The organism is Caballeronia sp. LZ008, from assembly GCF_031451435.1.
Classification (GTDB): Bacteria; Pseudomonadota; Gammaproteobacteria; order Burkholderiales; family Burkholderiaceae; genus Caballeronia; species Caballeronia zhejiangensis.
Genome location: NZ_JARUXK010000003.1, coordinates 462,523 through 481,044 on the forward strand (window position 1 = coordinate 462,523; position 18,522 = coordinate 481,044).

Consider the following 18,522-nt stretch of genomic DNA (forward strand, 5'->3'; position numbering starts at 1 on the left):
ATGGCAGACACGAAATCGACAGTAGCGCCCGGCGCGGGACCGCTTGCGGGGATGCGCGTGATCGAACTCGCGCACATCATGTCGGGGCCCATCTGCGGGATGATGCTCGCGGACATGGGTGCCGATGTCATCAAAGTGGAGAAGATCCCCGGCGGCGACGATTGCCGTCGTTTCGCACCCATTCTTGCGAGCGGCGAATCCGCGTCGTTCATGATCGTGAACCGCAACAAGCGCGGCATCGCCCTCAATCTCAAGACCGAGGGCGGCAAGGAAGTGCTGAGGAAGATGCTCGCGAGCGCGGACGTCGTGACGGAGAACTATCGGCGCGGCACGATGGAAAAGCTCGGCATGGGCTACGAAACGCTGAAGGCCGTGAATCCGGGACTCATCTACTGCGCGATATCGGGCTATGGGCGCAGCGGGCCGATGGCCGACAAGGGCGGCTTCGATCTCATCGCGCAAGGGCTGAGCGGTTTGATGAGCATGACGGGCGAGCCGGGGCAGGCGCCGATCAAGGCGGGCTCGCCCGTCACCGACATCAACGCGGGCATCCTCGCGGCGCTCGGCATCAGTGCGGCTTATGCGCGCAAGCAGGCGACCGGTCTCGGGCAGATGGTCGATACGTCGCTCTTCGAAGCCGGCCTGCAGCAGATGTACTGGGCCTTCGCCAACTACTTCGCCGATGGCACCGTCCTGCCTAAAGCCGGCTCGGCCAACCCCACGAGCGCGCCGTATCAGGCGTTTCGCACGCGGGACGGCTGGGTGAACATCGGCGCGGCGAATCAGAGCAACTACGAGCGTCTCGTCGGCGTGTTGAATATTCCGGGACTCGCTGAGGACGAGCGCTTCCAGACCAACGCGGGACGTCTGAAGCATCGCGAGGCGCTCGTCGATATCCTGACGGCGCGTCTCATCGAACGCACGACCGACGAGTGGCTCGTTTCCTTCGATGCCATCGGATTGCCGAGCGGCGCGGTGTTGGGCGTGCCGGAAGCGTCGTCGCACGAGCAGGCCATGGCGCGCGGGATGATCATCGAAACGGAGCATCCGCTTGCCGGCCCGATGCGCGGCATCGGCTTGCCGATTCACTTCTCCGAAGGCTGCACGAAGGCTTCGCGTCCCGCGCCGCTGCTCGGTCAGCACACCGGCGAAGTGCTCGACGAATACGGTTTCGACGAGGCGCGCATTCAGGCGCTCAAGGACGAAGGCGCGATTCTGGAAACGGAGGTTCCCGCGTGAAAGCGACGGGCGAGCAAATGGTTTTATGCATTCATCACGCAGTATGCAGCGCTATGATCGATGTCTGATCCAACTTCATCGACACCCTCTGCCATGACGCTCGCACCTCCTCCCGCCGCTCGCGCGGGCGATTCGCTCGCTTCGGTCGCCACGCCTTCCCTGATGATCGATCTCGATGCCTTCGACGCCAATCTCGCGGCGATGTCGGCGTTCGCCGCGCGTCATGGCGTCGCGTTGCGTCCGCATGCGAAGGCGCACAAGTGCAGCGAGATCGCGAAGCGTCAGGTCGGCGCGGGTGCGGTCGGCGTGTGTTGTCAGAAGCTGTCGGAGGCGTATCCGTTCGCGGCGGCGGGCATCGCGAGCATTCATGTCAGCAATGAGTTCGTCGGCGCGGACAAACTCGCGATGGCCGTCGAACTCGCATCGCATGTGCATCTTTCGGTATGCGTGGATGCGTTGCCGCAAGTTCAGGCCCTCGGCGACGCAGCGGCACGCGCGGGCGTCACGATCGACGTGCTGCCAGAAGTCGATGCAGGTCAGCATCGCTGCGGCGTGACGAGCGAAGATGCGCTGCTCGCGCTCGTCGACGGCATCGCAGCGCAGAGCGCGCTGCGCTTCGCAGGACTGCAGGCGTATCACGGCGGCATCCAGCACGTCGCGGATTGGATTGCACGCAAGGCCGAAGCAAGCCGCGCCGCCGATATCGCCGCGCGCTACGTCCGCGCGCTCGATGTTCGCGGCGTGCGTTGCGGCATCGTGACGGGCGGCGGCACAGGCACTGTCGAGTTCGATGCTGCGAGTGGCGTCTTCACCGAATTGCAGCCGGGCTCGTATCTGTTCATGGACGGCGACTATGGCGGCATCGGTTGGGGCGGCGAATTGCGCTGGCGTCACAGTCTCTTCGTGCTGTCGACGGTCATGAGCGCCACGCGCCCCGGCATGGCCGTATGCGATGTCGGCCTGAAAGGGCTCGCGGTCGATTCGGGCTTGCCGCGCAGCGTGAACTGGCTCGGTGCGGGCGCCAAGCCCACGTTCAGTTATATCTCCGCGAACGATGAGCACGGCATGCTGCAAGCCCAGCACGATGCTGAAGGCGATTTCGCTGATCTCGTCGGCAAGCGTGTGCTGTTGCCGCCGGGTCATTGCGATCCGACCGTGAATCTCTACGATGAATACGTCTGCTATCGAGGCGAACGCGTGACCGACATATGGCCGATCGACGCGCGCGGTCTTTCGCGCTAAGCCCGTGACTCCTTCGGCGGATAGATCGTGGCGATCAGCGCATCGACGTCGGCAACGATCAGTCCGATCACGAACTGCGCCACTTCCTGCGCGCCGTGCGTCGCTTCCTGTTGCTCGAGCATGGCCTTGAGTTCGTTCACGGCGGAACGTGCGCGCGCGAGCTTCTCATCGTCCTGACGATTCGCTGCAAGCACGCTCGCGAGCGTCTCGAACAAAGCCTGCAATTCGCGACCGGCCGCGCCGAGCCGAGCCGCGCAAGTATCGCGATCGAGGCGCGATACAGCTTTCGCGAGAAAGAGCGCATCGCTATGGAGACGCCGCAGAAACGGTGCGGCCTTGTCGATGGCATCCGAGCGGCGGTTCTGCACGAGCACGATGATGTGTTCGCGTTCGGCTTCCTTCAACGCATCGTCGAAGGCTTTTTGCGCCTCGGTGCTTTGCGTTTCGAGGCGCGTCGCGCGAGCATCATCCCGCTCGCCCGAAAGATGGAGCGCGATCAACTGTCCGAGGCTCTTCAACGTGTCGGCGACGCTGCGATGCGCGGCCGTAAGCGCACGATTGGGCCAGAGCGCCGACACGACGAACGACGAAGCCGCGCCGATCAGAATCTCGAGCACGCGATGCATCGGCCGCTCGAAAGGCGATCCCGGTCCCGCCGGAATCAGCACGACGATCACGAGCGTCACGCACGCAAGCCTGAACGCAGGCCGCTTCGCGCTCAACGCGGCAAGCGGCACGAGCGCGACCGAAAACACCGCGAGCGGCGGCGCGCCGCGGTTCATCGCGACAATGCCGAGCACGCCCGCGATGGCGCCGATGAATGCGCCGATGATCTGATCGCGAGCAATATCGACCGCCTGCGAGAGGCTCGGTTGCGTCACGATGACGAGCGTCGTGATAAGTGCCCAGTAACCTTCGGGCAGTGCGGCCAGTCTTGCGGCGGCATAGCTGATCGCGCAACTCATCAGTGTGCGAAGAAGGCGTCTTGCTTCGGGTGCGCCGAAGAAGGCGCGCACCTGAACTCGAGTACGAGTGATCGAAGTCATGCGGTCTCGGTCGTTGACGAAATGGGACAAGCGAAGGAGACGCGAAGCATGCGCGCCCGTGCTGCATTATGCCAATGTGCACGGTGCGAAAAAATGAAGCTGTTCAGGAAGGGAAAGACAAGGCGGCACATATGCCCGATGTTTCCGGGGCACATGTGCCGCCTTCGTGTCGCGACGTAAGCATCGGCACGGCTTCCACCAGCGTCGCTATATGAGCCTGAGTGGCCGGTGCTGGCATGGCGACCTTATCGGGCCGGCCCGGCGTTGAGCGGGAGTTTCGACGCGCGGGCACTGTCGGCTGTCATCTTTGCACCGCCGGGCTTGTAGCCGTTCGACATCAGCAGGAAGGCCATGATGTCGGCATAGTCCTGGTCCTTCATCTTGCCTGGACGGTCCGCGGGCATGTTGGTGGCCATGTAGGTGAAGATGCCGCCCACGGTGAGATGCGAATTCGACGGCGGTGCGAACGACGGACCTTGCAACGCGGGCGCTGTGATGCCTTGCAACTGTGCCCCATGGCACTTCGCGCACGAGCTCGAATAAAGCGCCTTGCCGTGCGTCGTTTGCGCTTGTTCGAACGTCGGCGGCTCGACGGTTCCCTCATTCGCGACCTTGATGAAGCGGCCGGCGCGCGCGCCATTCATGTCGGCGAGCATGATGCCCGAGTGCTTCGACGGTGCTGCAGAAGACGATGCAGTTTGCACGGGCAACGTCCACTGTTTCGTGAGCGCCTGAAGGCGGCCTTCGTCGATCATCGATTTGAGCGCATCGTCGATGCGCGGACGCAACGCAGCGCTCCTGTCGCCGAATGCGAATGCCAGATGCCAGTCCGCGTAGGGCGAATTCGCGGCTGCGACGGTGAAGCTCTGTTGCGGATGCGCAATGCGATAAGCCACGACAGCGGGATACCACACGATCGCACGATAAGCGCGTCCGTTCGCGACTGCATCGACGGTCGATGCCGACGTGTTCTCCAGATCGAGCGTCACGTCGCGCTGCTGCACGGCGATCAGTTGTGCGGGGCTTGCATAGGTCGCGGCGACCGTGCGCTTTGCGGCATCGTTCAGGACCACGTCAGGCGCTTCGATGCTGACATAGCCCGCACGCAGATAGCCGCGCGAGAATTGCATCTTGCCACCCGATGCATCGGCGACGGTGGAACGGGGAAAGCCAGCGATCACATCGCAATCGCGCGCGAGCGTCTTGTCGAGTTCGTGAAGCGACACGCCGTCGTCGTCGCCTTCGCCGATACCGTGCGATACGAACGTTGCTGCGATGTTGGCGCGGGCGAAGACCGCTTGCGCGACGCTGCGGTCCAGCGCGGCCGAAGGACTGCCGGGAAACGTGCAGATCTTCACGGCCGCGTCGGAAGCCGATGGTGCGAGCGCGATGCATGCGGCCAGCATGCCTGCTGCGCGAATGGAGTTGAGCGAATGATTCATGTCGAAGCGTCCGGTGATGTCGGTGAGCACCGCAAGCGCGCGGCGATGCGCGCTCGCGGTTCGATCAGCATGGGTCAGGCGCGATTGAGCGCGAACACATAGAGCGTGCCGCCGCGCGGCACCTTGTCCGCGGCCTTCGCCATCGGTCCGCCCCAGATCGGATTGGCGCCACCGTATCCCGCGAGAATGGCAACGTATTCCTTGCCGTCGATCTCGTACACCGAAGGCTGGGCGATGATGCCGCTCGCGAGTTTGGGGCTTTGCCACAAGACCTTGCCGGTCTTTTCATCGAACGCGTAGAGATGGCCGTCGAGCGAGCCGCTGAATGCGAGGCCGCCCGCCGTCGTCGCGACGCCGCCGTTCCAAGGCAGCTTGGTCCAGTGGCTCCAGATCTTCTTGCCGGTGTCGACATCGATCGCCTGCAGTTCGCCGTAGCCCTTGCTGTTCGGTTCCGGCTTGATCTCGAAGCCTTCGCCGAGATAGGGCAGGCCTTCCATGTAGTTCACCGATTTGCCGGACAGGGACATGCACGCATGCAGCGCCGGCACGAAGGCTATATGTTTCTGCGGATCGTATGAAACGGACCACCAGTTCTTGCCTCCGAGGAAGCTCGGACACGTTTCGATGGTCGTGCCGGTCTTCGGATACTTGGCGGGATCCTGAATCGGCTTGCCATCGTCCGTATAGCCCGTGACCGATGTCGCGGTGACGAAGGGCCGCGCATAGATTAGCTTGCCGTTGCTGCGATCGATCGCATGGAAAAAGCCATTGCGGTCTGCGTGAATGATCGCGTCGTAGTCCTTGCCCTGATACTTGATGTTCGCGAGTACCGGCGTATTGACGCCGTCATAGTCCCACGTGTCATTCGTCGTGTATTGATAGTGCCACTTGAGGTCGCCCGTCTTCGGATCGAGCGCGAGCAACGAGTCGGAATAGAGGTTGTCGCCAGGACGAAGATCGGCGAGCCACGGTCCCGGATTTCCGACGCCCCAATAAAGCGTCTTGCTCGCCGCATCATAGGTGCCGGTGAGCCACGCGGGGGCGCCGCCATGCTCCTGCATGCCATCGGGCCATGTGTTGCCGCCGGGCTCCTTCGCGCCGGGCACCGTATAGCGTTTCCACAGCACCTTGCCGTCGTTGGGATCGAGTGCTGCGATGAAGCCGCGCGCGCCATACTCGCCGCCCGAGCTGCCGACGACGAGCGCGCCATCGAGTGCGAGCGGTGCGAGCGAGAACGCATATCCGACGCCCGGATCGAACATCGCCTTCTTCCACACGAGCGAGCCCGTTTGCGCATCGAGCGCGGCCACTTCGCCGTTCAACATCGCGACATAAACGTTCTTGCCGTATAACGCGACTCCGCGATTGACCACATCGCAACATGCGGTCTTGAACGATTTCGCATCGAGATTCGGCTCGTATTTCCAGAGTTGTTTGCCCGTTGCGGCATCGAATGCATAGACGTTGTCCTTGGGCGTCGTCACGAAGAGAAAGCGACCGTTGACGATGGGCGTGGCCTCGAAGCCTTGCTGCAAGTCCTTTGGAAACTTGTAGCTCCACACCTGCTTCAGGTTCTTCACGTTGCTCGTATCGATCTGCTTGAGCGGCGAATGCCCATGACCGTTATACGTGCGGTAATACGTGAGCCAGCCGGGGTCGTCTTGCGCGTTCGCGAGGCGTTCATAGCTGACGTCCGGGTACTGCGCCGGTGTGCCTTCCGCCGCGATGGCAAGATGCTGCGCCACGCCGAACGCAGCGACGGCACCTGCTGCAAGGGCCGCGACGCGCAGGGCCGGACTGAAGCGAATGTTCATCGTTGTCTCCTGGATATTGTCGATGCAACGTCTTATTGAAGCTCGATAGCGATGCGAAACAGTTGCGACGTCATCAAGGCAAGTCATGTGCCATCGACGACCGATACGCGCAATCGCCTTGCTGTACGCGGTTGTCGCGTCCAAAGCGCTCGATGCGGGCGCATTGAGGCGCTATTGAAGAGGTGTTGCATCGTGGAGCAGTGGGACGTTTGACGTGTTGCCCGATGTGACAACGCGAGCTCAGGCGAGCCAACCTAGTCGACGTGCTGCATCGACGAAGCGATAGACATCCGCGGCGAGACCTGCGATGCCGAAGCGCGTCTCCAGTTCGCCGATGATCTCGTCGAGCGCGCGCGTGCCATCGCAGCGTGCGAGTATCTCGCCCGCGCTGCGGTTCAGTTCGACGCTGCCGTGCCGATGAACGATCTCGCACGTTTGCATGTCCGCATGCCAATGCAGCTTGAATGACGCACGCAGGCGCGGGCGCGTGCATGCGTCCGCATGCGCGGTCGTAGAGTTCATGTGGGACGGAAAGGGAAGGGTGCAGGCCCGGGGCAGATTCGCCCCAGGCTTGCCGTCATCGAAGGATCAACGTGTAGCGATGTACATCGTGATCTCGAAGCCGAAGCGCAGGTCGGTGAAGGCGGGTGTCGTCCATTGCATGTTCATCTCCTTGATGATGTTCGAGTTGGATCGCGAGCCGTTTCGCGACCGGACCTCGAAATGCAAGGTCCATGCCTTCGATCATCGACAGTGCACATGCACGCTCTTGCCTTTCAATTCGATTTCGATGACGCGCAATGGATGTGACGATGTTGTTCCGCTTCGCAACAAGGGTGTACCGAAGTGAAACACTGCACTGAACAACTCATTGCTCCATCGATGAACATGCGGGCATCTTTCGATAGATGGTGTTGCGCGATATGCCCAAGGCGCGCGCGGCGGCGGAGACATTGCCACGATGTTGCGCGAGCGCCGCCGCGATCACGGATGCCGTGACTTCCTGCAGGCGTCCCGAAGCGAGCGCCGATGGAGCGCATGCTTCGGACACGCGATGCACGTTGGCGCGAGGTTCATCGAAGAAGTCTTCCGGTAGATGTTGCCGGCGAATGCAGCCGTCGTCGTCGACCATCGCTGCAGCAGTGCGTAGCAGGTTGCACAGTTGCCTGAAGTTGCCGGGCCACGCATAGCGCTCGAAGAGCGCCATTACGTCATCGTCGATGGACAGGCGCATGCCGCTCCCATCATCGGCGCTTACGGCGTGGAGCATCTTCGTGATCACGGCTGCGAGATCGGTGCGTTCGCGCAATGGCGGTAGTTTGACGACGAGCCCGTTCAGACGGTAGTACAAGTCCTCACGGAAGCGACTCTGCTCGATCATCTCGCGCAGGTTACGGTGCGTCGCGCAGATGATGGCGACATCGACAGGAATCGACTTGCTGGAGCCGAGCGGATCGACGACGCGCTCTTGCAGCACGCGCAAGAGGCGCACTTGCAGCGGGTACGGCATGTCGCCGATTTCATCGAGAAAGAGCGTGCCGCCATTGGCCTGTAGCAGCTTGCCCGCCGCGCCCTTGCGCCGTGCGCCCGTGAACGCGCCTTCCTCATAACCGAAGAGTTCCGATTCGATCAGGTTCTCCGGGATCGATGCGCAGTTCACCGCGACGAACGGCCCCGCGCGACGCGGCGAATCGCTGTGAATGGCTTGTGCGAGCAGTTCCTTGCCGGTGCCGGTCTCGCCGGTGATGAGTATCGGTATGTCCTTGCCGATGACCTTGCGTACCTTGCCGATGACCGCGGCCACTTTCGGGTCGCCCGTGTCGAGCGATGCGAGCTTCGACGATGAATCGATCGCAGCCGATGCGCGCGGCGCGGATCTCATCGGCACGGACGTGGACGCAGTTTCGACGAAAGGCGCGCGGTTGAGGCGCACGCGGGCGCATACGACTGCGCCATTGTTGAGATCGAGCGACATGTGCGGCGCGCGGCTCGCTTGCGAACGATCGATCAGTTGCGCGCTGGTCAGTCCGAAGAGCGACGACAGCGTATGCGCGCGCAGCGCCGAGAGCGGCAAGCCGAACTGAAACTGCGCGCTGCGATTGGCGGAGAGAAAACGTCCATCGCAGGTGAAGGCCATGATCCCTTCCATCAGCGTGCCGAGAAACTCGGGGCGGCTGTGAAATGCGATCTGCAACATCCCCTGAAAAGTGCTGGAAAACAGGTGGTTTTCGATCATCTGCACGGACATGCGCGCGAGGGCCATCGTGTGTCGATGGTAGCTGCGATGATCGCCGGTGACGTCGAGCACGCCGATCAGATCGCCGTACGGATCGAGAATCGGCACGCTGGAGCAGGTCAGAAAGCGATTGGCCGCAAGATAGTGTTGATCGCCGTGCACGACCGTCGGCGAGCGTTCTGCGATGGCCGTGCCGATGGCGTTGGTCCCTTGCCGTTCCTCGGCCCAGTTCGCCCCCGCCCTGAGCGCGACCTTTTCTGCGCGTGCGAGGAAGTCGTCATCGCCTGTGGAGTGGAGGATGAGCCCTTGTGCGTCGGTCAGTACGATCATGCTTTGCGTGTTGACGATCTGTTCACGCAGCGTTTCCATCACCGGCGTCGCGTGCGCGCATAGCACGCGGTTCTGCTCGAGCTTGAGGAGCAACTCGCCTTCGGTAAGCACGTCGTAGTCGGGTCGTGTCGCGGCGTTCAGACCGAATGTCTCGGAGCGTTCGTGCGCCTTGCGTATCGCGGGAATCAGCCAGGCGCTCTGTCGTTCATCGTGGGTAGCCGCGATCTCGTGGATGTCGTCTTGCATCGTCTCCTCCGTTGTGCAAGTGCCGGTCATGTCGCCGGATATTTGAGCGGGGAGAAAAGCAAGTCCTGCGCCAATGAGCGCCGTCGACGGCTGTTGTTGGCTAATCGAAAGGATGCGGGATGTCATCGTGACGCCGACAGCTCCGCGGACGTTGTGTTGGGCTGCGTATGACTCGACGCGCTGACGGAGCACGTGTGTCTGCACTCTGCGAGCGCGCCGCGCAAGGCGCTGCGGGCATTCGAGCGTTGCGCCCGCGCGTTGGCATATCCAATGCAAAAGACCAGGCGAGCGCCGACACACGCTCGATTCGACTCAAACGAACGCTTGCTCACGCACCGTAAGGAGAAACACCATGACGAACCTGAAGCTCGACGATCTGCAACATAGTCAGGAGCTTTCCGCTTCCGAGATGAAGCGCATCATCGGCGGAGACAAAAAGGAGCCAGCCGGCAGACCCATCCATATCGACGCTCAGAGCGGCGTGCTGACGTTCAAGGACGGCTCGAAGTGGACGATGGATCTTGACGGCAAGTTGCATCCGCTGTGATTCGCGCACATCGATGCTGCTTGCAGGGAGGCCGGACGAGCCTCGCGGCGCGGCCGGCCTTTTGTCTTTTGTCTTTTGTCTTTTGCCTTTTGCCTTTTGCATTCACAGTTTCCGAAGGCTTTTTGAGTTACGCGTTTTGCATGCGAAATCAAAGGCCGGTTCGACCCGCCGTCAGCACGAGGCGCAGGCCGAGCATCGCGATGACGCTCGCTGCGAAACGGTCGATCCACTTCCTCGCCCGCAGATACATCTCGCGCGGACGCTTGCTTGAGAAGCCAAGCGCGACGATGGTGTACCAGCCCGTCTCGATCACGAAGACCATAGGCGGCAATACGAAGTAGCACCACAGCGGAGGATGCTGCGGCAAGAGCGCCGCGAAAATGCTGCCGTACCAGATGGCTGTCTTGGGATTGCTCAGTTGCGTCGAGAGGCCAAGCCAAAAGGACTTTCGAGCGCGCCCGGTGAGCCGGGACGCGCCGTCCGTTGCCGGCATCTCCATCGGCTGCGCGGCGCCCCGCCAAATCTTCGACGCCACATAAATCAGATACAGGCCACCGGCGACCTTCAGCGCGAGATAGAGCCACTCGACGGCAACGAGCAGCGTGTACAGTCCCGCGAGGGCGACGCCGCCGAAGAAGATGCCGCCCACGCCCATGCCGAGCGCGGTCGCGAGGCCATCGGCGCGTGATATGCCGATGGCATTGCGCGCCACGATTACGAAGCTCGGGCCCGGAATCATCGCGCCCAGCAACAGTGAAAAGAGAATCGCGAGCACGGCGGTCGAAGCGGTCATCGGAATAACTCCTTCGGATGTGCAGTTTGAATGCGGCATGCAAAACGCCGGATTGCATTCACGACGCATGATACGTCCGACTTCACGTGCATCGCGTCAGGCGCCGCTGCCGGCGACGCTGTCTTCGTGGATGGCGCGATTGCGCCCGCTGCGTTTGGCGAGATAGAGCGCGGCGTCGGCATTGTTCAGCAACTTGAGCGCGTCGTCGTTATGGCGTGGCGAGGCCGTGGCAATGCCGATGCTGATCGTCAGCACGCTCCTTGGCGCCGCGCTGTGAGGAATGGCGAGTTGTTCCACGTTCTCGCGCAGACGCTCGGCAAATGTGAGCGCGCCGCTCGCCGCGGCGCCCGGTAAAACCACGACGAATTCTTCGCCGCCATAGCGCGCGACGATGTCGCCGGGGCGCTTCGCGGCATTTTGTATGCAGTCGGCCACGGCGATGAGCGCGTCGTCGCCCATCGCGTGACCGTAGGTGTCGTTATAGAGCTTGAAGTGGTCCACGTCGATGAATAGCGCGGACAGGGGCTGATCGACGCGGCGCGCTCGCCGCCATTCTTCGTCGAGCTGCCGGTCCAGCGCGCGGCGGTTGCATAGTCCGGTGAGCGCATCGGTACCCGCGAGCCGTTGCAGCTTCTCTTGCGCAATTGCTCGCGAGCGCAGTGAAATTGCGAGCAGCCATGAGATGACGATGAAGCCGCCTCCGAACGCCATCGTCAATCCGCCGATGACGAGGCTGCGTTCGCGCCACGCCGCGAGGACGTCATCCTCGGCGGGCGCGACCGCCGCGATCAATCGGGTGCCGGGTACGTGCTGGAATGTATAGAGCCGCCTGACGCCATCGAGCGGAGACCGTGAGATGTATGAGCCTGAAGCCGCGTCGCGCATCGCGGAGAAGGTCGGCGATTTCGCGACGTAGCCGTCGCTATCGCCTGGCAGCGCAGGCTTGCGCGCGATCATCACGCCATCCTGCTGTACGATGAACACCGCGCCCGAAGTGCCGAGCTTCACGCGCGACAGCAGGTCCTTGAAGTAGGAGACATTCAAGGCGATCACGGCGACGCCCGCAAACGAGCCATCCGATGCGTCGATGCGCCGGCTCAATGCGAGCGAAGCCGCGCCCTTGCGCAATCGCGACGCATAGGGTCCGGAAATGTAGAGACCGGCGTCGGGGTGCTCGGCGTGGACCTTGAAGTAGTCGCGATCGTTGAAGAGCAAGTCCGCATGATCGGAAGGATCGCGTTCCATGACGATGCGTCCCTCGCGATTCATCACGAATGCGCCGCCGACGGAGTTCATGCCGGTGGCGCCATCGAATAGAACAAGCTTGCGCAGATCAGGCGGAAGCCCCATTACGGCAGGGTTTCTAACGCCATTGACGATGGTTTGCAGCGACAGGTCGCTCGATTCGATATTGCGCGCGATATCAGCGCTCAAGGTGGCGACGAGATTAGCCGCAGCCTGATGCGCGTTTTGCAGCGCTTGCGCGCGTCCCTGCCACAGCGCGGCAAACGACAACACGGCCATACAAATGGCGATGGCGGTGCCGATAAGACCAGCGAGCGCCGGAAAGTGCGAAAACACTTCGGCGAAGCGGATTGCGGCGGTGCTGTTGCGTCGCATCAACCGGCGACTGACCATGCGTCCGGTCTTACGAACGGCTTTTAATCTGGCGGGCATTCAGGTTCTCCGCGCGGCGCGATTTCCGCACATCCGGGCAAGACATGATGTGCGGCGCGACTGCGCTATGCGTCGAAAAACTCCGTATCTTATGGATTGGTTTGCATCTTATGCGCTATGTGGTGAACAGCGCCGCGCGTATTTGCACCCCGATTGTAGTCGCTCAGGCTCAATCCTTTCTGCACGGCCATGCTCGAATCACCCGCCGCGCCCGCCCATGCGCTTGCGAATCTCCGAGTCGAGAATGAGCCGCCCGCGCAGCTTGCCCTTCATGCGCTTCACATAGCGCGGCGCCTCGGTCATGTGAATCACCATCAGTTCTCGAACCTTGTCCGCGTCCCGCGCGCGCGCCGCTTCGGTGATCGCCTTGTGAATCTTCACGTTCGCGCGGCCGAAGCGTTCATGTTCGGCTTGCGGCGTGTCGTTCCTGAACTCGATGAGTTGCCGGATCATTTCGTTGATCAACTCGCAGGTGAAGCGCAAAAACGGATTGGGATTCGCAGCGGCCAGAATATCGTGGAAGTTCACGTCTTCCTGTCGTTGCCGGACGATGTCGCGATTCGCGTGCGCCGAGGCCGGCTCGTCGCAACAAGCGATGTTCGCTTCCAGCGCGTTGAAGTCATCGTCGGTGAGATGCGGCACTGCGCCTGCCGCGAGCTCCGGTTCGAGCAACTGACGCACCGTATAGATATCGTCGATGGTCACGTCCTTGAAGAACAGATAGTTCTGCAAGAGTTGCAAGGTGCGATCGAGCGGCACCTCGACGATCGTGCCGCCACCCGAAGGTCCCGTCGTCACTTTGATCAGCCCTTGCACTTCCAGCGATTTGAGCGCCTCGCGCGTCGTGCTCTTGCTGACGGAAAAGAGCTGCTGCAATTCCACTTCACGCGGCAGCTTGTCGCCGGGCTTCAGGTTCTTTTCCGTGATCAGCCGCTTGATCTCTTCGGCGACGAGATCCGCGCGCTTGGGCTGTTTGATCGGCTGCTGCGCGATTTCGATTGCCGCCCCGGTGCGTTTTGCACGCTCCATCACCATGTCGATGCTCCCTGTCTTTGTCTGCTTTATACGCGCGCGTGTCGCGAATTCGCAGACTGGAATATTGCCTTATTGACACCCGAATTTATTGTTCCTAGCATCAGGTTCATTCTATTTATCATGATAAATAGAATGAACCGAGCCGAGGCTTGAACCTACCACGAAAAAAAAGCGGGGCGGCTGCGCGGGTCATCTTCTCAAGGAGCGTCAATTTTGAATCGCCGAAACATGTTGAAGCTGGCCGCGCTGTCGGCCATTCCAGGATCGTTCGAAGCGCTCGTCGCAAGAAGCGCCTTTGCGCAGGGCTCGCCGATCCAGTTCGCATGCCCTGTGCCGATGTCCGGTCCGTTCGCGGCCAATGGCAAGTACGCCGATCTCGGCATGAAGCTGGCTATCGAACAATACGGCAAGGTGCTGGGTCAACCGCTCGCCTATGCGACGCTCGACACCGAGGGAAAACCCGCAACGGCCGTGCGCCGCGTGCAGGAAATCGCGCAGCAGAAGAACGCACGTTATTTCGCGGGCGGCATTCTTTCGTCGGAAGCACTCGCGATGGGCAAGGAAGCGGAGAAGGCCGGCGGCATCTTCATCACGACTGCGGGCGCCGACGAACTCACCGGCAAGGATTGCAACAGCGCGACGTTTCGCTGGTCGGTGCCCACTTTCGGCGCGATCGAGCAAACGGTGCGGCCGCTCATTCAGTCGATGCCCAATGCAAAGCGCTGGTACACGATCACGCCGCAATACGTGTTCGGAGACGGGCTTTTATCGGCGGCGAAGAACATCTTCAAAGAGAAGGGTATCGAGCATGTGGGCAACAGCTATCACTCGCTCAATGAAAAAGAGTTCAGCGGTTATTTGACGAATGCTGTCGCGGCGAAGCCCGATGTTCTTCTTATCCTCAACTTCGGCTCGCAATCATCGGACACGTTGCGTCAGGCCGTGAGCTTTGGCATGAAGAACAACTGCACGATCCTGATGGCATGGGCGTCGGGGCTGGAGCAGTTCGAAGCACTCGGACCGGAAATCTGCGAGGGCGTCTACTTCGGCGCGCAATACTGGCATGCGGTCGATACGCCGCTCAATCAGGACCTCGTCAAGCGCGTGAATGCGGCTTATAAGTCGAACCCTAACTATAGCCTCGCGGGTTCGTACATCTGCACGAAGATTTTGCTCGACGGCATCGTAAAAGCGGGCACCGCCGACCCGAAAAAAGTCGTCGCTGCGCTGCAAGGCATGAAGTACTCGGGCCTGACCGGGCCGGAGGAAATTCGCGCGGGCGATCATCAGGTGTTGAAGAACTACTATCTTCTCAAAGGCAAGCCCAAGAGCAAGATGAAGGATAAAGACGATTACGCCGACATCGTGAGTTCGGGCCAGTCGTTCCTGCCGCTCGACAAGACGCAATGCAAGCTTGCGTGATCGCCTGATCTTGTGACGCGCGTTGTTTTCATGCGAATGCGGGCGAGTTCTGCATTCGCGTTGCCACTCTTCTGATGCAAGGCCATGAACGTTTATCTGTTGCAGGTCGTGAACGGCATCGGCGTGGGCATGCTGTATTTTCTGCTCGCGGTCGGGTTGTCGATCGTGTTCGGGTTGCTGCGCTTCGTGAACTTCGCGCACGGCGCTTTCTATCTGCTGGGCGCGTACTTCTGTTATCAGGCGATGCAGTGGTCGATGAACTTCTGGAGTGCGCTCGTTGTCGTGCCCATCGTCGTCGGCGTGATCGCATGGATCGTCGAGAAAGTCGTGCTGCGCCACGTCTATGCACAGCAACACGAGTTTCATATTCTCGCGACAGTCGGCCTTGCGCTCGTGATTCAGGAGTGCGCGATCATCGCGTGGGGACCGCTCGGCGATAACGTCCCGGTGCCGGACGTTCTCAACGGCGTTGTGATGTGGGGCAGCTTCATCTACCCGAAGTATCGCCTCTTCGTCATCGCGTTCACGGCGGTGCTGGCGGGCATTCTATGGTGGGTGCTCGAAGGCACGCGGCTCGGCAGCGCTGTGCGAGCGGGCAGCGAATCGAGCGAGATGGTATCGCTGCTCGGCATCAACGTGACGCGCATCTTCAGTCTTGTATTCGCGCTCGGTGCGGGAACAGCGGCACTCGCGGGCGTGCTTGCCGCGCCGATACGCGGCGTCGATCCGTTCATGGGGATCGAAGCACTCGGCGTCGCATTTGTCGTCGTGGTCGTGGGCGGCATGGGCAATTTTCTGGGTGCGCTCGTCGGCGGACTGCTCGTCGGCATCGTGCAGAGCGTGATGAGTACGCTGTGGCCGGAAGGCGCGCGTCTCATGATCTATGTGGCGATGGCCGCGGTGCTGCTGCTGCGTCCGAACGGATTACTCGGGAGGACCGCGTGAATTCCAAACTGGATTCGAAGACAATGGACATGAGCGCGCCACCGCGATCTCTCAGGCAGTCGCTTCATCGCTATCGCTTTCTGTTGCTCGCGGCCATCGTCGTCTGCGTTCTTCCGCTGACGATCCGCTCCGGATCGCTCGCAACCGAAGTGCTCGTCTATGCGCTCGCCGCGCTCGGCTGTAATCTGCTGCTCGGGCATACGGGCCTGCTGTCGTTCGGACAAGGCATATTCTTCGGTCTAGGAAGCTATGCCGCGGGTCTGATCCTCACGAAGTCAGGGCTTCAGATTCCTGCGGCATTGCTCGGCGCCATCATCGCGGGTGCGCTCGCCGCGGCTCTCGTCGGATGGTTCTCCATTCGTCAGCGCGGCGCGTACTTCGTGATGCTCACGCTCGCATTCGGGCAGATGTTCTATTTCCTTGCCTATACGACACCCGATCTCACCGGCGGCGACAACGGCTTGCTCGATATTCCGCGGCCCGCGTTGTCATTCTTCGGGCAGCCACTCGTTTCGCTCGTGTCGCCGTGGCAGTACTACGCGTTCGTCGCCGTATTGTTCTTGATCGCATTCTGGTTCATGTTGCGCGTGTCGCATTCGGTCTTCGGCCGCACGCTGCTCGCAATCCGCGATAACGAGGCGCGCGCCGCTGCCGTAGGTTATGACGTAAAGCGTTTCAAGCTGGCCGCGTTCATCGTATCGGGTGCGGTCACTGGCCTGGCCGGGGCATTGCACGCGATGATGACGGGCATCGCGCCGTTGTCGAACATCGACTACCACACGAGCGAGATGATTCTCGTGATGACCGTTATCGGCGGTACGGGCAATCTCTTTTCTTCCGTACTGGGCGCAGCGTTCTATGTGCTATTCGCCGACTGGCTTTCAACGCTATGGCCGCGCTGGCTGCTGTTGCTCGGGCTCGTGCTGATCGCGGTAAGTCTCTTCATGCAGCGCGGTTTGTGGGGTCTGGGTGAACGCATCTGGCGCGCGATGAAGCGCGATCGAGGAGAGCCGGCATGAGCGCGTCGATACTGGAAGCAAAGGGCGTCGTGAAGCGCTATGGCAAGTTCGCCGCGCTAACCGATGTGAATCTGCGCATCGCAAGGAACACGGTGCATTCCGTGATCGGACCGAACGGTGCGGGCAAGACCACACTGTTTCATGTGTTGACCGGGACCGTGCCGATCACCGCGGGCAATATCGTGTTCGATGGTCACGACGTGACACAGGAACCCGATCATCGTCGTGTGAAGCGTGGCATCGCACGATCGTTTCAGGTGACGAGCCTCTTCACGAATCTGTCGGTGCGTGAGAATCTGCGGCTCGCCGCGCAAGGCGTGGACTCGAAGCGCGCACTCAACGCATGGACGCCGCCGCGCGGCGCGCTGGAACATCGCGATACGGTCGATGGCATTCTCGAACGTCTCGCGCTGCAACGCCTGGCGTCGACGCAGGCGAGCGCGTTATCGCATGGCCAGCAGCGGCGTCTCGAAGTGGGCATGGCGCTCGCCGCCCGGCCCAAGGCGATCTTTCTCGACGAGCCGACCTCGGGTATGGGCATCGACGATCTCGACGACATGAAGCATCTGATCCGCAGTCTGCGCGATGACTACACGGTCGTGCTGATCGAGCACAACATGGATATCGTGATGGACATCTCCGACATCATCACGGTGATGCAGCAAGGCCGCGTGCTTGTCGAAGGCAAGCCCGCCGATATCCGCGGGGACGAACGTGTGCGCAGCGCCTATCTCGGCAACATGATCACCGGAGGACGCGCATGATGCTCGATGTCGATAACATTCACGGCTATTACGGCAAGAGCCATATTCTTCAAGGCGTCTCGCTCACGATGGGCGAAGGCGAAACCGTCACGCTGCTCGGCCGTAACGGCGCGGGAAAATCGACCACGCTGAAAAGCATCGCCGGCGTCGTGGCGCCGCAGCGCGGCAGCGTGAAGTTCAAGGGCGTCGAGCTCGCGAAGATGCCGCCGCACAAGATCGCTGCGCGCGGCGTGTGCTTCGTGCCGGAACATCGCGGTATCTTCAAGCTCTTGTCCGTCGAAGAGAATCTGCGGCTCGGCGCGCGCAAAGATTCTCCATGGCAACTCGCGGATATCTATCGCATCTTTCCGCGTCTCAAGGAGCGCCGGACGAACGGCGGTGGCCAACTCTCGGGCGGCGAGCAGCAGATGCTCGCGATCGGCCGCGCATTGATGAATCATCCGCGCTTGCTGATGCTCGATGAACCGGTGGAAGGACTCGCGCCTGTGATCGTCGAGGAAATCGTCGCGCAACTGAAGCTGATTCGCCAAGCGGGCGTGACGATTCTGCTCGTCGAACAGAATCTGGAAGTCTGCACGCAACTCGCCGACCGCCATTACATCATCGAGCAAGGGCGCATCGTGTACGAAGGAACGAACGATGCGTTCATCGCCGATGAATCGATCAAGGATCGCTATCTTGGCGTGGGCGTCGTCTGAACCTCATATCTGCATCACTCAGCTCAG

General features: G+C 61.4%; 17 protein-coding genes. 8 read left to right on the forward strand and 9 right to left on the reverse strand.

Annotated elements, in window-relative coordinates; genetic code table 11:
• Together QCE49_RS21210 and QCE49_RS21215 are read left to right on the forward strand one after the other, a co-directional pair.
• On the forward strand, positions 1-1,239 hold the full coding sequence (locus tag QCE49_RS21210; RefSeq protein ID WP_250457227.1) for a CaiB/BaiF CoA-transferase family protein: 1,239 nt from the start codon (positions 1-3) through the stop codon (positions 1,237-1,239).
• Positions 1,240-1,332: 93 nt separating this feature from the next.
• The gene (locus QCE49_RS21215) at positions 1,333-2,481 is read left to right on the forward strand and encodes a DSD1 family PLP-dependent enzyme (protein ID WP_250457228.1); all 1,149 of its coding nucleotides are present in this window, start codon (positions 1,333-1,335) and stop codon (positions 2,479-2,481) included.
• On the opposite strand, the gene QCE49_RS21220 is transcribed toward QCE49_RS21215, so the two are convergent.
• The 6 genes from QCE49_RS21220 to QCE49_RS21245 all read right to left on the reverse strand — a co-directional run bounded on the left by QCE49_RS21220 (position 2,478) and on the right by QCE49_RS21245 (position 9,595).
• Complete coding sequence (locus QCE49_RS21220; protein WP_250436432.1) at positions 2,478-3,527, reverse strand: aromatic acid exporter family protein; 1,050 nt, start codon at positions 3,525-3,527, stop codon at positions 2,478-2,480. The two genes, QCE49_RS21215 and QCE49_RS21220, sit on opposite strands and share 4 nt — an antisense overlap.
• 245 nt (positions 3,528-3,772) lie before the next feature.
• A complete protein-coding gene (locus tag QCE49_RS21225; protein WP_250457229.1) occupies positions 3,773-4,969 on the reverse strand; it encodes a c-type cytochrome in 1,197 nt (398 codons plus the stop codon).
• A gap of 74 nt (positions 4,970-5,043) precedes the next feature.
• Positions 5,044-6,783 (reverse strand): methanol/ethanol family PQQ-dependent dehydrogenase, encoded by a 1,740-nt coding sequence (locus QCE49_RS21230; protein WP_250457230.1) that lies wholly within the window; start codon positions 6,781-6,783, stop codon positions 5,044-5,046.
• Positions 6,784-7,023: 240 nt separating this feature from the next.
• Entirely contained in the window at positions 7,024-7,305 is a 282-nt protein-coding gene (pqqD, locus tag QCE49_RS21235; protein WP_008347844.1) for a pyrroloquinoline quinone biosynthesis peptide chaperone PqqD, read from the reverse strand.
• A gap of 66 nt (positions 7,306-7,371) precedes the next feature.
• The gene (gene pqqA, locus QCE49_RS21240; protein WP_008347847.1) at positions 7,372-7,446 is read right to left on the reverse strand and encodes a pyrroloquinoline quinone precursor peptide PqqA; all 75 of its coding nucleotides are present in this window, start codon (positions 7,444-7,446) and stop codon (positions 7,372-7,374) included.
• Between the two features lie 205 nt (positions 7,447-7,651).
• On the reverse strand, positions 7,652-9,595 hold the full coding sequence (locus QCE49_RS21245; RefSeq protein ID WP_250457231.1) for a sigma-54-dependent Fis family transcriptional regulator: 1,944 nt from the start codon (positions 9,593-9,595) through the stop codon (positions 7,652-7,654).
• A gap of 352 nt (positions 9,596-9,947) precedes the next feature.
• Here QCE49_RS21245 and QCE49_RS21250 point away from each other — a divergent pair, with 352 nt between their 5' ends.
• Entirely contained in the window at positions 9,948-10,142 is a 195-nt protein-coding gene (locus tag QCE49_RS21250; protein ID WP_008347853.1) for a hypothetical protein, read from the forward strand.
• Between the two features lie 148 nt (positions 10,143-10,290).
• On the opposite strand, the gene QCE49_RS21255 is transcribed toward QCE49_RS21250, so the two are convergent.
• The 3 genes from QCE49_RS21255 to QCE49_RS21265 all read right to left on the reverse strand — a co-directional run bounded on the left by QCE49_RS21255 (position 10,291) and on the right by QCE49_RS21265 (position 13,647).
• A complete protein-coding gene (locus QCE49_RS21255; RefSeq protein ID WP_250436438.1) occupies positions 10,291-10,935 on the reverse strand; it encodes a LysE family translocator in 645 nt (214 codons plus the stop codon).
• A 96-nt stretch (positions 10,936-11,031) separates the two neighbouring features.
• Positions 11,032-12,555, reverse strand: coding sequence for a diguanylate cyclase (locus QCE49_RS21260; protein WP_250482012.1), 1,524 nt, complete (start codon positions 12,553-12,555; stop codon positions 11,032-11,034).
• A gap of 255 nt (positions 12,556-12,810) precedes the next feature.
• Positions 12,811-13,647 (reverse strand): FadR/GntR family transcriptional regulator, encoded by an 837-nt coding sequence (locus tag QCE49_RS21265; RefSeq protein WP_008347857.1) that lies wholly within the window; start codon positions 13,645-13,647, stop codon positions 12,811-12,813.
• 213 nt (positions 13,648-13,860) lie between these two features.
• On the opposite strand from QCE49_RS21265, the gene QCE49_RS21270 reads away from it, so the two are divergent.
• The 5 genes from QCE49_RS21270 to QCE49_RS21290 all read left to right on the forward strand — a co-directional run bounded on the left by QCE49_RS21270 (position 13,861) and on the right by QCE49_RS21290 (position 18,495).
• Positions 13,861-15,069: an ABC transporter substrate-binding protein gene (locus QCE49_RS21270; RefSeq protein ID WP_175980697.1), complete on the forward strand. Its 1,209-nt coding sequence runs from the start codon at positions 13,861-13,863 to the stop codon at positions 15,067-15,069.
• Positions 15,070-15,153: 84 nt separating this feature from the next.
• Positions 15,154-16,014, forward strand: coding sequence for a branched-chain amino acid ABC transporter permease (locus tag QCE49_RS21275; protein WP_250457235.1), 861 nt, complete (start codon positions 15,154-15,156; stop codon positions 16,012-16,014).
• 23 nt (positions 16,015-16,037) lie between these two features.
• On the forward strand, positions 16,038-17,033 hold the full coding sequence (locus QCE49_RS21280) for a branched-chain amino acid ABC transporter permease (protein ID WP_250457309.1): 996 nt from the start codon (positions 16,038-16,040) through the stop codon (positions 17,031-17,033).
• The gene (locus QCE49_RS21285) at positions 17,030-17,797 is read left to right on the forward strand and encodes an ABC transporter ATP-binding protein (protein ID WP_008347861.1); all 768 of its coding nucleotides are present in this window, start codon (positions 17,030-17,032) and stop codon (positions 17,795-17,797) included. Before QCE49_RS21280 ends, QCE49_RS21285 begins: the two co-directional genes overlap by 4 nt.
• Positions 17,794-18,495 carry an ABC transporter ATP-binding protein gene (locus tag QCE49_RS21290; protein ID WP_175980699.1) on the forward strand — a complete coding sequence of 234 codons (702 nt, stop codon included), beginning with the start codon at positions 17,794-17,796 and terminating at the stop codon, positions 18,493-18,495. The genes QCE49_RS21285 and QCE49_RS21290 overlap by 4 nt, the downstream gene beginning before the upstream one ends.
• Positions 18,496-18,522: the final 27 nt, after the last annotated feature.